This is a genomic window from Streptomyces pratensis (assembly GCF_016804005.1).
In the GTDB taxonomy this organism is placed as follows: domain Bacteria; phylum Actinomycetota; class Actinomycetes; order Streptomycetales; family Streptomycetaceae; genus Streptomyces; species Streptomyces pratensis_A.
Window position 1 is genome coordinate 8,030,282 of record NZ_CP051486.1, and the last position, 15,699, is coordinate 8,045,980.

Below are 15,699 nucleotides of genomic sequence, written 5' to 3' on the forward strand. Positions count from 1 at the left end.
GTGGATAGTGTCAGCACAGACTGATTAAGTTACTGCTTAGTAATCACTTGTACGTGCTGGATCCCACCCTCGCAGGCCCGAGGAGCCCCCAAATGCAACTCGCCGCGATCATCGTGTCGCTGGTGCTGACTGTCGTCGGCGTTGCGCTCATCGCCCGAGCCGTCGCGCAGATCTACCGGTTCGTCCGTCTCGGACAGCCGGTGCCGGCAGGCAGCCGCACCGACGACCCCAAGCAGCGCACGATCACCCTGGTCAAGGAATTCCTCGGCCACACCCGGATGAACCGGTGGGGGATCGTGGGCTTCGCCCACTGGTTCGTCGCGATCGGCTTCCTGACCCTGCCGCCGACGCTGCTCCAGGCGTACGGACAGCTCTTCCAGGCCGACTGGGTGCTGCCGATCGTCGGTGGCTGGCTGCCGTTCGAGATGTACATCGAGTTCATCGGCATCATGACCGTGCTCGGCATCGTCACGCTGATGGCCATCCGACTGCTGAACCTGCCCTCGCGGGCCGGCCGCAAGTCCCGCTTCGCCGGCTCCAAGGCCTGGCAGGCGTACTTCGTCGAGTACGTCATCCTCGTCATCGGCCTGGCGATCCTGGCCCTGCGCGGCCTCGAGGGCGCGATCCACCACGTCGAGGGCTACGAGGCCGCGTACTTCGTCTCGTACCCCTTGGTCCTGGCCTTCAAGGGCCTCGCGCTCGGCACGCTCCAGAACCTCATCTACTTCACCGCGATGATCAAGATCGGCACCTCGCTGATCTGGATGATCACGGTCTCCCTCAACACCAACATGGGTGTCGCCTGGCACCGCTTCCTCGGCTTCCCGAACATCTGGTTCAAGCGGAACGCCGACGGCGAGGTCGCGCTCGGCGCGCTGCAGCCGATGACGAGCGGCGGCAAGGAGATCGACTGGGAGGACCCGGGCGAGGACGACACCTTCGGCGTCTCCCAGGTCGAGCAGTTCTCCTGGAAGGGCATCCTCGACTTCTCCACGTGCACCGAGTGCGGTCGCTGCCAGTCGCAGTGCCCCGCCTGGAACACCGGCAAGCCGCTCTCCCCGAAGCTCCTGATCATGTCCCTGCGCGACCACGCGCACGCCAAGGCCCCGTACCTGCTGGCCGGCGGCGGCAAGGACATGGAGGGCAACGAGAAGGCCACCGAGGAACAGCTCAAGGACGTCCCTGCCACCGCCCTCGCGGAGGCCGAGCGCCCCCTCATCGGCACCGCCGAGGAGAACGGCGTCATCGACCCGGACGTGCTGTGGTCCTGCACCACCTGCGGTGCGTGCGTGGAACAGTGCCCGGTCGACATCGAGCACATCGACCACATCGTCGACATGCGCCGCTACCAGGTGATGATCGAGTCCGCGTTCCCGTCCGAGGCGGGCACGATGCTCAAGAACCTGGAGAAGAAGGGCAACCCCTGGGGGCTCGCCAAGAAGCAGCGCGTCGAGTGGACCAAGGAGGTCGACTTCGAGGTCCCGATCGTCGGCAAGGACGTCGAGGACCTCAGCGAGATCGACTACCTGTACTGGGTCGGCTGCGCGGGCGCCCTCGAGGACCGCGCCAAGAAGACGACGAAGGCCTTCGCCGAGCTCCTCCACATCGCGGGCGTCAAGTTCGCGATCATGGGCGGCGACGAGAAGTGCACCGGTGACTCCGCCCGCCGCCTCGGCAACGAGCCGCTGTTCCAGCAGCTCGGCCAGGAGAACGTCGCGATGCTGAACATGGCGTTCGGCGAGGACGACGAGGACGACTCGACCAAGAAGGCGAAGGCGACGAAGAAGATCGTCGCCACCTGCCCGCACTGCTTCAACACCATCGCCAACGAGTACCCGCAGCTCGGCGGCGAGTACGAGGTCATCCACCACACCCAGCTGCTCCAGCACCTGGTGGACGAGGGCAAGCTCGTCCCGGTGACCCCGGTCGAGGGTCTGATCACGTACCACGACCCCTGCTACCTGGGCCGCCACAACAAGATCTACACGCCTCCGCGCGAGATCATCGCCAAGGTCCCGGGTCTGCGGAACGAGGAGATGCACCGCCACAAGGAACGCGGCTTCTGCTGCGGCGCCGGTGGTGCCCGGATGTGGATGGAGGAGCGGATCGGCAAGCGCATCAACAACGAGCGCGTCGACGAAGCCCTCTCCCTCAACCCGGACATCGTCTCCACCGCGTGCCCGTTCTGCCTCGTCATGCTGACCGACTCGGTCAACGGCAAGAAGAACGACGGCCAGGCGAAGGAGTCGGTGCAGGTCGTCGACGTGTCGCAGCTGCTCCTGGAGTCGGTGAAGACACCCGCCGACCCCGCGGGAGACGAGGAACCGGCCGGCCAGCCGGAACCGGAGCCCGTCAAGTAACTGTCTCCCACCACGGAAGCGGCCGGACCTGCCTCGGGGGCAGGACCGGCCGCTTCCGTCCGTCCCGGGTGCTGCCAGGGGCCCGCGGGGTACGGCAGGCCCCCCGGGGTTCCCCTAGGGGATGTCACAGCTAGGCCGCAATGGGCCGGTGTTCCCCCGGCCCTCACACCCCGCCCGCACGGACCAGGTACGTTCGATGTGTGGCTGGATTCAGGATCGGACGCGGCCGGGACAACCGCACACCGCAACAACACCCGCAGCAGCAGCAACAGCCGTACGGCACGCAGGCGTCACCGCCGCCGTACGGCGGGCAGTCGTGGCCCCCGTCAGGAGGCAACGGCGCACCGTACGGAGGCCCTCAGGGCGCCCCTTACGGCGGCGGGCACGGCGGCAACGGACACGGGGGTGGGAACGGGCACGCAGGCGGACACGGCGAACCGGAGTACTTCGGCGACCCGCACCACCAGCCCTCGCGGCAGGACCCGTATGCCAACGCCCCGGGGCACACCCAGGCGTTCAGCATCAACGAGGACCCGTACGGCGACGGGAACACCTACCAGGCCGGTCAGGCACCCGCGCAGCCCGCTGGACCCAGGCTGCACTGGAAGCAGCTGCTGAGCGGCATCGTGATGCGGCCGGGACCGACGTTCTGGCAGATGCGCGACTACCCCGTCTGGGGCACCGCGCTCGTCGTCACGTTCGTCTACGGCCTGCTCGCCCTCTTCGGCTTCGACCAGGCGCGCGACGAGGCGATCCACGCGGAGGTCTCCACGGCCGCCCCGTACGTGATCTTCACGGGTGTCGGCTTCGTCATCGGCGGGCTGGTCCTCGGCGCCGTCACCCACACCCTGGCCCGCCAGCTCGGCGGCACGGGCTCCTGGCAGCCGACCGTGGGCCTGTCGATGCTCATCATGTCGATCACGGACGCGCCCCGCCTGATCTTCGCCCTCTTCCTCGGCGGCGAGAACTCCCTGGTCCAGATCCTCGGATGGATCACCTGGCTGGCCGCCGGCGCGCTGTTCACCTCGATGGTGAGCAAGTCGCACGACCTGCCGTGGCCGAAGGCCCTGGGAGCCTCCGCGATCCAGCTGATCGCGCTGCTCTCGATCCTCAAGCTCGGCACGATCTGATCCTGGCCCGACACGTGGGAGGGGTCCCGGCGCATCGCACCGGGACCCCTCCCTTTTTCGTGTCCGGTACCGATCAGGAGTCGAGGACCTGACCCTCACGACGCACGACGGGCTTCTCCACGCTCCACGGGAAGTTGATCCACTGGTCGGTCTTCTTCCACACGTACTCGCATTTCACGAGCGACTGCGACTTCTCGTAGATGACCGCGCTGCGCACCTCTGCCACGTGGTCGATACAGAAGTCGCGGACCAGCTTCAGCGTCTTTCCGGTATCGGCGACGTCGTCGGCGATGAGGACCTTCTTCTGCGTGAAGTCGATGGCATTCGGAACGGGTGCCAGCATGACCGGCATCTCCAGCGTGGTCCCGACTCCGGTGTAGAACTCGACGTTCACCAGATGGATGTTCTTGCAGTCCAGGGCATACGCGAGGCCGCCCGCGACGAAGACCCCGCCCCGCGCGATACTCAGCACGACATCGGGCTCGTAACCGTCGTCGGCCACCGCCTGGGCCAGCTCACGTACGGCGTGCCCGAAGGCCTCATACGTCAGATTCTCCCGCATCTCACCAGCCATGCCGTATCACACCTGAGTCCTGTGGAAATTCATGTAAGAACGCGAGGCGGTCGGCCCTCGCTGGCCCTGATAGCGCGATCCGTAGCGCTCGGATCCGTACGGGAATTCAGAAGAGGACGTCAGCCGGAACATACACAGCTGCCCGATCTTCATTCCCGGCCAGAGCTTTATCGGCAACGTCGCCAGATTCGACAGCTCCAGGGTGACGTGCCCCGAGAAACCGGGGTCGATGAACCCTGCCGTCGAATGTGTCACCAGCCCGAGCCGCCCCAGCGAGCTCTTCCCCTCCAGCCGCGACGCCAGGTCGTCGGGCAGCGAGATGACCTCGTACGTCGAGGCCAGGACGAACTCCCCGGGGTGGAGGATGAACGCCTCGTCACCGTCCGGCTCGACCTCACGGGTCAGGTCCGCCTGCTCGACGGCGGGGTCGATATGCGGATAGCGGTGGTTCTCGAACACCCGGAAGTAGCGGTCCAGCCGCACATCGATGCTCGAGGGCTGCACCATCGAAGCGTCGAACGGGTCAATGCGAACCCGCCCGGCATCGATCTCGGCCCGGAGGTCCTTATCTGAGAGAAGCACGCACCGAGGATACGCAGAACGCGCGAGCCGACCCCAACCGGACCGCCCCGCGCGCCTGCCTCACACCCCTAGCGCTCCTCGAACGCCACGGGAACGGCCTGCCTCAACCGCGCGCAGCGCGGACAGCGGATGAGCCGCCCGGGACCGATCCGCTCGGACCCGAGCTGCTGCATCGGGAACGACGAGGTAGTGAAAACGTGCCCCTCGGCACAGCGGACGACGGTGCGCTCCATCGACGACATCAAGTCCCTTCCCCAACCAGCCTTGGACGAGACCGCCACATTAGGGGATGAACGGGACGCCGCTCCACGCGGCACTCCGGTCACCGAGGCTACGCCCTCAACTCCCCCCGCCCGCACCCGCATCCACACTCCGGAACGACACGTGGGCCCCGCGGCGGAGACGCCGGGGGCCTGCGATGGGGTACAGTGTGGGACGATGCATCGCCGGTGATCGGCACGCTTCGCGGGTGTAGTTTAATGGTAGAACATGAGCTTCCCAAGCTCAGAGCGCGAGTTCGATTCTCGTCACCCGCTCCATGAAAAAGCCCCAGGCCAGCGGCCCGGGGCTTTCTTGTTGTCTGGACCAGTTCAGGGGTCCCGCAACAGAAGGCCCCTGATCGGCCTTCTTACGGGCGGACCGCACGAGGCGTCCAGCCCGCTCGCCACCGCCTGCTGCCGTTCAAGGTCCGAGTGCTGGGAGATCAACGCGGCCTTCTCCGACGACTGGCCGGTGCGGACCATCGTGTCCTTGAGTGGCCCCGGACCGGGTGGCCAGGGTATGACCGATGTGACGAAGATCGTAGAAGCGGAAGCCGCCCGGCATGCCGACGAGCACGCGATCCCTGCGCCACTTCCGCCCGAAGGTGGAACGCCGGAAGGGCTTGCCTTTCTTCCCACGAACAGCAGTCCCTCCGGGCCCTTCTCCGCGTACCGGTCGAGGTATCACCGAAGGTCGGCCCGCAGGAAGGCCCGTTCAACTCGTTCTCCCACGCCGAGGCGACCAGCCCCGTCAGAGCGACCGGCGTACCCATGGCAGGTCCTCGGAGACACCCGGCTGAGGAACGGTGAGCTTGAAGATCTCCACCTCGTCCGGCGTGGAAAACATGACTTCCACCGTCACCAGCGTCCCGCCGTCCTTGTCGAGCGCGACCTCACCAGTACGGCGGTCCTTGACCTTCGACGGGGGAGCCTTGGCGACCATCACGGTCGCGTTCATAGTGTCGACGGGAATTTCACGCACAGCAGATCGCTCCCCTGAAGGTGCTTAGCTCCATCACTCATATACATGAGCCAATCCGCCACGAGGAGAAAACCCCGCGGTTCGCAGTAAGTTGAGTGTGCGCCAGCCGATGGCGGGGATCCTGTAGGGGATTCGTGGTGAGCGTTGTGGGCTCCCATCCCGACCACCTTCACCCCAGGCAGAGCCGAGCAGTCGCGGCACAGGGGCGCCGCGCCGTGGGTGACGTCCACCCGCTCGTGCTGACGGGTGGCTACGCCGTTAAGGTGCACGGACTGGTCAACCGGCTCAGCAAGGACCTCTACGTCGCCGCCGAGGACCCGGAGCCGATGGAGAAGATGGCCGCCACCCTGCGCGCCGGGCCGGGGCAACGCTGCTGGCAGGTAGAGCAGTTGGAAACCGGCCCGCTGTCCGCCCGGCTGATCGCCACCGGCGAGGAGCGCGAGGTCGATGTCCTCAAGGAAGCACTCGGGCACGCACCGCACCTCCGAGAAGTCGGTCGTGCCCCCAGCTCGCCAGAACAGCCTGACTGGAGGTCCCTTCGCGCACCACTTGCACCACATGGACGGGAGAGCGGCTTCTCTACCGAGCCGTGGCGTCGTGGTTGTCCGTCACGGCGATAACGAGAGCACGGTCGCTGTGGAGCGGACGGCACAGCCGTCAAGTTTGGGTCGACCTCACCAACGGACACCTGCCGGATCAGCCACTTCTTCGCCTGCCCGGGACGCGGCGCCTGAGCTGGGCCCGAACCCTCTGACGATCAGCCACCCGGCCAGCCCCAGCTCCCAGGCGAACACCGGGAGCGCGGCGACCGCCCCCGCCACGGAGAGCTGCGCGTAGGCCCCGAACATCACGGCGACGGCCGATGCGCAGATCAGCGGTCCGCCGACCAGCCCGAGCACGGCGATGAAGCGCGGCACGAGCCGTGCGCGGTACGCCAGGTATGCGAGCAGGACGGTGTTCAGGCCGAGGGAGATGTTGGGCCCGAGCAGGAACGTCCAGTCGTGCACGGCCACCAGCGCGGCATCGGCGCCGTCCGCCGCTCCCGCGTCCCGCCGTAGGGTGACGAGCGCCAGAACCGCGACGATCCCGAGGGCGATGACGGCTGCCTCAAGGAGTCGCCCGAAGGCGTACCCGAGCGCGAGCCCCTCACCGTAACGCCGCAGGACGGGGAACAGCGCCGCCCCGGTACCGGCCACCGCCACCACCAGCACCACCTCGCAGAGCACCCCGAGCAGCGCCCGCGTGTCGGCGCCCTGCGGGAGCCGGCCGTCCGCAGCGCCCAGCAGGGGGCGGTACAGGATCGCCCCGGCTATCGCGGCGACCTCGGTCAACAGGAACAGCGACCCGGCGGCCACCGCGGTTCTCCGGTCCGGACTCATCTTTCCAGCACCCCTCGCTAGGTTCCGGTGTACGCCGTACACCCAACAGCGACCATAGGTGTACGACGTACACTAGTCAAGGAGAAGGCAGTCGAGGAGGGAAGGGACGGACCGGAATGACCCGGCAGGAAGCCACGCGCAAGCAACGGATCCCACTGAACAGGGACCGCGTCCTGCGCGCCGCCGTCGCGCTCGCCGACGCCACCGGCATCGACGCGCTCAGCATGCGCAGGCTCGCGCAGGAGCTGGACGTCGTACCGATGGCTCTCTACAAGCACGTGGCCAACAAGGAGGAGCTGCTCGACGGCATGGCCGACGCCGTCGTCAGCGAGATCGACCCGCCGGCTGCGGGCCCCGACTGGCAGCGCGTGGTCCGCGGGCGGATCCTCTCGGCGCGGCGGGTCCTGCTGCGCCACCCCTGGGCGGTCCGGGTCATCGAGTCCCGGACCGGCCCCACCCCGGCCGTCCTTGCGTACCTGGACTCGATGGCCTGGAGCTTCCGGGACGGCGGCCTCTCCCCCGACCTCACGCACCACGTCATGCATGCGATGGGCAGCCGCCTCCTCGGCTTCAGCCAGGAACTGTTCGACACCTCGGGCCCCTCGGGCCCCTCCGGCCCGCCGGACCGCGGGCTGGTTGCGCGCTACCCGAACATCGCGGAACTGGCCGCGACGGCCGCCCACGACGGGGGCTCCACGGTCGGTGGTGGCTGCGACGACCAGTTCGAGTTCGAATTTGCCCTGGACCTCCTCCTGGACGGCTTCGAAAACCTCCGCCGCCAGGGCTGGACGTCCGCGCGGAAGGCTTAACCAGGTGCCGGGGGTGATGCATAGGAAGAGGCCCTCGAAGCCGACTGCGCGATCGAGTCCGGGACGGCAATCAGAGGCGCACCCGGGCTCGCTCCGACTCCCTCATCCGCTTAGGCACCTGCCCGACGCTCTGGCAGCGTGCAATCCGGCCTGACCATCCCGTGTCACCTCCGCACCTTGCCCCTCTTCCCGCTGTTCAGCGCCCTTCCGTCCCGCCCTCACGCCCCGAGCCTGGCTTCAAACAACATCTACAAGGCGAGGCCGGTCTGGCGCGTCGGCATGCCTCGACTGCCGGAGGCGCGCGGAGGCAGCCCTGGCACGCACACCTCCCGGCACCCGGCGCCCGCTACCGACGTCGATCGATTCCGGGCGCCGTCGAGTTGGCGTGCCATAACACGGGCCCGCTGCATGCAAGCCGGCCTTGATCTTCTCCCAGTCTCACGGGACGTCGGCAAACAACTGCGAGAAAGCCTTGCATTTGCGCAACTTTCATCAAGGCAAGTAACCTGCCCTTGCAGAGGGTGAACGATCGGCGAGGTGGAACCTGTGAACGGATTCGTTGGGCGTCGTACGGAGCTCGGCCTTCTTGATGACCTACTGACCCCTGTACGGACCGGCGGGCGCAGCGGGCGGCCCGGGCGTGCCGTACTGATCCGAGGGCGCCGACGCGTCGGCAAGTCCCGGCTCGTGGAGGAGTTCCTGGAACGCTCCGGGCTTCCTCATGTCTTCTTCACCGCAGTAGGCGGCTCGAAGGCCGAGGACCTGGCAGGCTTCGCCGCCGAGCTCGCCGTCTCTCCACTCCCCGACGCCGGCCGGGTCGCGGACTTCGCCACCCCGCAGACCTGGGACGCGGCTTTGAGCCTGCTCGCCAGTGTCCTGCCTCAGGACACGCCCAGCGTGATCGTGCTCGACGAGATGCCCTACCTCGTACGCGAGGACCCCACTTTCGAGGGCGCGCTGCAGAAGGCATTCGACCGGACGTTGTCCAAGCTCCCCGTACTGCTCGTCCTCATCGGCTCGGACATCGCCATGATGGAGCAGCTGAACACCTACGGTCGCCCCTTCTACCAGCGCGGCACCGAGATGGTCGTACCTCCCCTCAATCCGGCCGAGGTCGCCGCCATGCTCGACCTCCCGCCGGCTGAGGCGTTCGACGCCTTCCTGGTCTCCGGCGGCCTCCCGCTCGTCCTTGAGGAATGGCCTCCGGGTGCCACCCTCCTGGACTACCTGGAGCAGGCGCTGGCCCGTCCGACGTCCGCCCTCCTCGTCAGCGGCGAGCGCACTCTGGCCGCCGAATTCCCCACCGAGGTACAGGCCCGCACCGTGCTGAGTGCCATCGGACACGGGGAACGCACCTTCACCCTCATCGGCCGGGCAGCCGGTGACCTCAATCCAGGCTCCGTGAAACGATCCCTGGAACTCCTCACCAGCCGACGCATGGTGGCGGCCGACCTTCCCCTGTCCACCAGGCCGAGCCGTGAGAGCCGCTACCACGTCGCCGATCCGTACCTGCGCTTCTGGCTCTCCTTCATCGGGCCCGGCATCCCCATGATCGAGCGCGGGCGTGGAGACCGTGTACTCGAATCGATCCGCACCAGTTGGACGTCCTGGCGGGGCCGAGCCGTCGAACCTGTGATCCGCGAGGCCCTGTGGCGTCTGACCGACGACCGGCTGCCTGAGGCCACCAACGTGATCGGCGGCTACTGGACCCGCACCAACGACCCCGAAATCGACCTCGTCGGCGCCGACCGTTCCCCCATCGCCAAGAAGATCACCCTCGTCGGATCCATCAAGTGGCTGGAGAACAAGCCCTTCGACGACCGCGACCTCGCCCGACTCGTCACCCACCGCTCACAACTGCCCGGCACCGACGACTCCACCCCCCTGCTCGCCGTCACCCGTAGCGGAAGCAGCGCCAACGGCATCCTCAGCCTCACCCCCGACGACCTCATCACCGCTTGGGCGTGACGCACCAAGGCCGTTTCCCCGCAGTGACCGCGTTCGTGCCCCATCCGTGCCCTTCGCAGCGGACAACAGCGGTCAAGCCCGGTGCCCAGAGACCACACCGAACTTGCCCGGCCCGGCCAAATATGCAGGTCAGAGTCACTACAGCCGTTCAAGAACCGCTGATTCCCAAGCTCAGAGCGCGAGTTCGATTCTCGTCACCCGCTCCATGAAAAAGCCCCAGGCCAGCGGCCGGGGGCTTCTTTTGTTGTCTGGACCAGTTCAGGAGTCGCGCGCCAGATCCGCACCAGACGGCGTTTCGTCGGCCTTGGCGCAGCGGCGTACGCGGGGTCGCCCAGGCCGTCGATACACCGTGTTCCGCGAGATAGCACTGACCAGCAGTGCGCGACTGATTTCGCGAAGACCGCGGAACGCGAGCCATCAGCCCGTTGCTCCCCGGAGCACAGAACGGCCGATGAGTGCCATGGCCATTAGCGAGTGCACCGTGAGGCCACTTTTCGGGCCCTCGTCGCCGCTCGTCCACCACCCCGCCGGGGGTCACTCGGGCAGGCGGCTCGGCCCGACGCCATCCCGGCAGTCCCTCGCGAGAATCGCAGGCAGCCGCTCTTCGGCGCCCGGTCCCCTCGAAGGCGTGGTCCGCTTCGCCGAGACGGCGACACCGCCGCACCACCCACTGGTGTGGGTAGGCCAAGAACAACCTTGGCCCCACAGCGCCGGAATGACATCCTGTTCGCTTACGCATTCTGCGAACGCAGTTTTGTACGGGGGGATTTCGCGCTGTGGCCGTAACCGTGCCCGACTGGGCCGACACCATGCTCGACGTCATCGGCATCAACTGGCCGAACGTCGACGAGGACGCGTATCGGGACATGGCCACCTCCCTCCGGGAGTTCGCAGATGACGTGGAGGACGACGGCTTCCTCGCCAACCAGCATGTGCAGCGTCTGCTGTCGTCCGGCCACGGCGAGGCCCTTGATGCGCTCAACGGTCACTGGGGCAAGGTCAAGGACAAACACATCAAGGACATCGCCGGCGCCGCCCGGACGATCGCTGGTGCTCTCGACAACGCGGCGATGGCGATCGAGGCCATGAAGTACGCGGCGATCGTCCACCTGGGCGTCCTGGCCGGCAAAGCCGGCATCTCCATGGCGCTGATACCCGTGACCGGTGGGCTGTCCATGCTCATCGGCGGAGCGGCAATCGCAGTCGCCCAGCAAGCCATCCGCCGCGTCATCAAGGAGTGCATGGAAGAGGTCGTCGGCTACATCGTCTCCGCGATGACCGAGCCCGCCGTCGCCGCCCTGGAGAACATGGCCGCGGACCTGGTGGTGCAGATCGGCGCCAACGCGATGGGGCTCCAGAACGGCGTCGACATGAACCAGGTCGGCCAGTCGGGCAAAGAGGGCTTCAAGGAGGGCGTGGAGGGCGCCAAGGACTCCCTGCAGCTCGCTTCCGCCGACGGCCCCGGTCCCGTGTCCGGCAAGGGCGTGCACATCGAGCACTCGGAGCACGACCGCGCGGGCACGAAGCTGCACCTGGTCAGCATCGACATGCACGGCAAGACCGCGAGCAAGTTGGCCACTGCGAAGTCCCACCATGGCCGGACCCGGGGCAAGGACGACATTGCCGGTGCGCTCGACCCGGTGATCGACAAGGCGATGAAAGCCCTCGGCAAGGCGAACAAAGCGATGGGAGATCACCTCGGCGAATCACTGCCGAAGGCGGTCAAAGAGATCTCCACCATCCAGAAGAAGATCGACCTCGACATCAAGGACGGGATCGGCCCCCCAGGCAAGGTTCGCGATAAGGGCGACGCCGCTGACCCCCGCCCCGAGGAACGCCGGGACTCCACGCGCACTAAGCCGGACGCTCTGAACAATTCCAAGGACGAGCCCCGGCGCAATGCCATATCGCTGGAGAAGAAGACCTGCGAGAACGACCCGGTAGACGTCGCCACCGGTGAGATGACCCTGCCCCAGACCGACCTGTCACTGCCGGGGACCCTTCCTCTCGTCCTCCGTCGCACTCACCTCTCCGCCTACCGGTACGGCCAGTGGTTCGGCCGGAGCTGGGCGTCCACACTGGACGAACGGATCGAGCTCGACGCGCTCGGCGCCGGTGCGGTCTGGGCGCGCGAGGACGGCTCGCTTCTCATCTATCCGCAGCTGCCGCTGCCCGAGGACACCGGCGGCGTCATGCCCGTGGAGGGCGCTCGGCTGCCCCTGCTGCACGGGGGCCAGCACAACGGGCAGACCACCTACTACGTCACCGACCCGCACTCGGGCCTGACCCGCTCCTTCCAGGGTGGCCCGTACAACGCGTCCCCTGCCTACTGGCTCAGGGAGATCGAGGACCGCAACCACAACCGCATCAGCTTCGCCCGCCTCGGCGACGGCAGTCCCACAGCAGTCGTCCACTCCGGGGGCTACCGGGTCGCCCTGGTCATCGAGGACGCCCGGGTGCGCGAACTGGCGCTGCGCACCCCGGACGGCCCGGTCACCGTCATGGGCTACGACTACGACCCTCAGGGCAACCTCGACGGTGTCATCAACTCCTCCGGGCTACCACTGCGTTTCACGTACGACGCGTACGCGCGGATCACGTCCTGGACCGACCGCAACGACTCCACATTCCGCTACGTGTACGACGAAGCGGGCCGGGTCATCCGCACCATCGGACCAGACGGCTACCTGTCGTCCACGTTCGCGTACGACACCCACCCGGAGACGGGCGACCGCGTCACCCGGTACACGGACTCCCTCGGCGCAACCAAGGTCCACCAGTTCAACGAACGGCTGCAGGCCGTCGCCGAGGCAGATCCGCTGGGCGGTGTCACCCACCGCACCTTCGACCGCTACGACCGGCTCCTCTCCCGGACGGATCCGCTCGGCCGGACCACCACCTACACCTACGACGACCACGGGAATCCCACCCGCATCGAGCACCCCGACGGCAGCTCGGCCACGGTCGAGTACAACGAGCTGAACCAGCTCGCCGCTGTCACCGGTCCGAACGGCGACACCTCACGCCAGGAGTACGACGACCGGGGCAACCCGACGCTCTTCACCCGGCCGGACGGGTCCACCACTCGCCTCTCCCACGGCCCGAACGGCCACCTCACCGGCGTCGACGACTCCTTGGGCGCGCTGGACCGGCTGCGCTGCGACGCGGCCGGCCTCCCCCTGGCCATCCGCGGCCCGCTCGGCGCGGTCACCCGCTACACCCGCGACGCCTTCGGACGCGCGATAACCATCACCGATCTCCAGGGCCGCATCACCGAGCTGGAATGGACCGTCGAAGGCAAACTCGCCCGACGTACTGACCCGGACGGCGCACAGCAGTCCTGGACGTACGACGGCGAGGGCAACTGCCTCGTCCACACCGATGCGGCGGGGGGCGAGACCCGCTTCGAGTACACCCACTTCGATCTGGTCTCCGCCCGCACCACACCTGACGGAGTGCGCCAGGAGTTCACGCACGACACCGAGCTGCGCATCTCCCGTGTCACCAATCCTCAGGGTCTGAACTGGGACTACACCTACGACCCGGCAGGCCGCCTCAGCTCGGAGACCGACTTCGACGGCCGCTCGCTCCGCTACACACACGACGCCTGCGGACAGCTCACCTCCCGCACGAACGCCGCGGGCCAGACGGTCCGCTACAAGCGCGACACGGCGGGCCGCGTCACCGCCAAGGACGCCGACGGCGCGGTCACGCGATTCACCTACGACATCCACGGCCGTCTCGCCTCGGCGACAGGCCCGGACACCGAGCTGACGTACGTACGCGACAGCTCGGGCAGAGTCCTGAGCGAGACCTGCGACGGCCGCACACTGACCAACACCTACGACGGAACCGGACGCCGTACCCGCCGGGTCACCCCCTCCGGAGCGGTCAGCACCTGGTCCTTCCCAGCCGGTCTGCAGGCCGAACTGAACGCCTCAGGCCATCAGGTCGTCTTCGCCTTCGACGAGACGGGTCGCGAGACGACCCGCCGGATCGGCGACGCACTGACCGTAGAGCACGCCTACGACCCTGCGGGCCGCCTCACCGACCAGCGTGTCCGCGCACCGGGCGACCGAATCCTCCAGCACCGCTCGTACACATACCGCGCCGACGGCCACCTCATCTCATCCGATGAACTGACCAGCGGACACAAACAACTGGAGGTAACCCGTGACGGCCGGGTCACGGGCGTCACCGCCGAGAACTGGTCGGAGCAGTACGCCTACGACGAGGCCGGAAACCAGACCTCCGCGACCTGGCCCGGCGCGGACGACGCCACCGGTCCACGCGAGTACTCCGGCACCCGCATCACCCGCGCGGGACGCGTCCGCTACGAACACGACGCCCAAGGGCGCGTGACCCTGCGCCAGAAGGCCCGCCTCTCACGCAAGCCCGACACCTGGCACTACGGCTGGGACGCCGAGGACCGCCTAGTCTCCGTCACCACACCGGACGGCACGCGCTGGCGCTACCACTACGACGCCCTGGGACGCCGCACGACGAAACAGCGCCTGTCGACGGACGGGACGACGGTCACCGAGGAAGTGACCTTCACCTGGGACGGCGACACCCTCTGCGAACAGACCACCACCATCACGGGCTCCACGGACTCCGTCGCCCTCACCTGGGACCACGACGGAGTGAAGCCCATCACCCAGGTGGAGCGCCGACTCCTCAACCGGGCGGAGGTCGACCGCCGCTTCTTCGCGATCATCACCGACCTCATCGGCACACCACGCGAACTCATCGACGAGCAGGGCAAGGTCGCGTGGCACACCCACGCCACCCTGTGGGGAACCACCTCATGGAACCGCAGCGCCGACGCCTACACCCCGCTGCGCTTCCCGGGCCAGTACTTCGACCCGGAATCAGGCCTCCACTACAACCGCCACCGCCACTACGACCCAGAATCGGGCCGCTACCTCTCCCCGGACCCACTCGGCCTGATACCGGCCCCGAACGCGGCCACCTACGTCGACAACCCAACCCGGTGGATCGACCCACTCGGGCTCGCGGGGTGCCCGCACCGTGTGGAGGGCAAGCCTCGGCACAGTGTGGTGCTCGGGGTGTCCATAGAGCCGGATCTAGCGTCGGATTCGCTGGCCAGGTACCTTCGCAACGAACTTTCGGACCCGGCCCATGATCCGGCCCGTGCCAGCGATCCAGGAGCCCACACCTACAACGGCCCCGCCTACTCTGATAAGGAGGAAGGAGGCCCGGTATGGATGACGAACGTGATATCTGCCGTAGGAGACCGCCATACCACCCTATCGATCACACTTGACGGTATGCCCAACAGCAAGGGCGATGTGTCCAATTGGAACGATCCTGCAGATATAGTGGACGCGTTCCAGAAGGCGGCACAGCATGGGTCCCAGTTCGATACCCGGCGAGAAGAAAACTACCCGGGGCAAGGGGACGGGACCGCCTGGGAGATGAGCGAAGTGGCTTACGCCGTACGTAACTACGATGGAGCCGCCGCGTGGGGAGACCCCGATGACAAGCGCCCAGGTCGACCATGGGAAGAGATCCACTGGTACACCCGCGACGAGGAACACGGGGGTTACACGGAAGTCAGCGTACCCAAACCGGATATCCCGGAGATCAAGCCGGACCTGTCCAAGCTCCCAGAAAATCTGAAGTAGAGGCATT

The 15,699-nt window shown here is 67.3% G+C and carries 8 protein-coding genes, 1 tRNA gene and 3 pseudogenes; 7 read left to right on the forward strand and 5 right to left on the reverse strand.

Annotation, left to right across the window (positions count from 1 at the left end; translation table 11 throughout):
• Positions 1–92 precede the first annotated feature (92 nt).
• Both HED23_RS33835 and HED23_RS33840 read left to right on the forward strand, forming a co-directional pair.
• Entirely contained in the window at positions 93–2,360 is a 2,268-nt protein-coding gene (locus tag HED23_RS33835) for a (Fe-S)-binding protein (protein WP_203187114.1), read from the forward strand.
• A gap of 200 nt (positions 2,361–2,560) precedes the next feature.
• Positions 2,561–3,490, forward strand: coding sequence for a Yip1 family protein (locus HED23_RS33840; RefSeq protein ID WP_203187115.1), 930 nt, complete (start codon positions 2,561–2,563; stop codon positions 3,488–3,490).
• A 73-nt stretch (positions 3,491–3,563) separates the two neighbouring features.
• Here HED23_RS33840 and HED23_RS33845 read toward each other — a convergent pair whose 3' ends face one another.
• Positions 3,564–4,064 (reverse strand): phosphoribosyltransferase, encoded by a 501-nt coding sequence (locus tag HED23_RS33845; protein ID WP_203187116.1) that lies wholly within the window; start codon positions 4,062–4,064, stop codon positions 3,564–3,566.
• A gap of 6 nt (positions 4,065–4,070) precedes the next feature.
• Positions 4,071–4,646: a dCTP deaminase gene (gene dcd / locus HED23_RS33850; RefSeq protein WP_203187117.1), complete on the reverse strand. Its 576-nt coding sequence runs from the start codon at positions 4,644–4,646 to the stop codon at positions 4,071–4,073.
• 465 nt (positions 4,647–5,111) lie between these two features.
• Here dcd and HED23_RS33855 point away from each other — a divergent pair.
• Positions 5,112–5,185: transfer RNA gene (locus HED23_RS33855), tRNA-Gly, on the forward strand.
• A 67-nt stretch (positions 5,186–5,252) separates the two neighbouring features.
• Here HED23_RS33855 and HED23_RS35575 read toward each other — a convergent pair.
• Together HED23_RS35575 and HED23_RS33860 are read right to left on the reverse strand one after the other, a co-directional pair.
• Positions 5,253–5,626: pseudogene (locus HED23_RS35575) on the reverse strand (site-specific integrase); the annotation flags it as partial.
• Positions 5,617–5,888, reverse strand: a pseudogene (locus HED23_RS33860) (hypothetical protein); the annotation flags it as partial. The pseudogenes HED23_RS33860 and HED23_RS35575, both read right to left, overlap by 10 nt.
• Before the next feature lie 215 nt (positions 5,889–6,103).
• Between HED23_RS33860 and HED23_RS35940 the strand changes: the two are divergent.
• Positions 6,104–6,367, forward strand: a pseudogene (locus HED23_RS35940) (hypothetical protein); the annotation flags it as partial.
• 195 nt (positions 6,368–6,562) lie between these two features.
• On the opposite strand, the gene HED23_RS33870 reads toward HED23_RS35940, so the two are convergent.
• Positions 6,563–7,267 carry a DUF4386 domain-containing protein gene (locus tag HED23_RS33870; RefSeq protein ID WP_203187119.1) on the reverse strand — a complete coding sequence of 235 codons (705 nt, stop codon included), beginning with the start codon at positions 7,265–7,267 and terminating at the stop codon, positions 6,563–6,565.
• 116 nt (positions 7,268–7,383) lie between these two features.
• On the opposite strand from HED23_RS33870, the gene HED23_RS33875 reads away from it, so the two are divergent.
• From HED23_RS33875 to HED23_RS33885, 3 genes are all read left to right on the forward strand, one after another.
• Entirely contained in the window at positions 7,384–8,076 is a 693-nt protein-coding gene (locus HED23_RS33875; RefSeq protein ID WP_203187120.1) for a TetR/AcrR family transcriptional regulator C-terminal domain-containing protein, read from the forward strand.
• Positions 8,077–8,622: 546 nt separating this feature from the next.
• A complete protein-coding gene (locus HED23_RS33880; RefSeq protein WP_203187121.1) occupies positions 8,623–10,044 on the forward strand; it encodes an ATP-binding protein in 1,422 nt (473 codons plus the stop codon).
• Positions 10,045–10,820: 776 nt separating this feature from the next.
• On the forward strand, positions 10,821–15,692 hold the full coding sequence (locus HED23_RS33885; protein ID WP_238442213.1) for a DUF6531 domain-containing protein: 4,872 nt from the start codon (positions 10,821–10,823) through the stop codon (positions 15,690–15,692).
• The last annotated feature ends 7 nt before the right edge of the window (positions 15,693–15,699 follow it).

Excerpts from the sequence above, each read along its gene's own strand:
- HED23_RS33835 (WP_203187114.1), top strand. The coding sequence starts at position 93 with ATGCAACTCGCCGCGATCATCGTGTCGCTGGTGCTGACTGTCGTCGGC.
- HED23_RS33845 (WP_203187116.1), bottom strand. The coding sequence starts at position 4,064 with ATGGCTGGTGAGATGCGGGAGAATCTGACGTATGAGGCCTTCGGGCAC.
- HED23_RS33870 (WP_203187119.1), bottom strand. The coding sequence starts at position 7,267 with ATGAGTCCGGACCGGAGAACCGCGGTGGCCGCCGGGTCGCTGTTCCTG.
- HED23_RS33875 (WP_203187120.1), top strand. The coding sequence starts at position 7,384 with ATGACCCGGCAGGAAGCCACGCGCAAGCAACGGATCCCACTGAACAGG.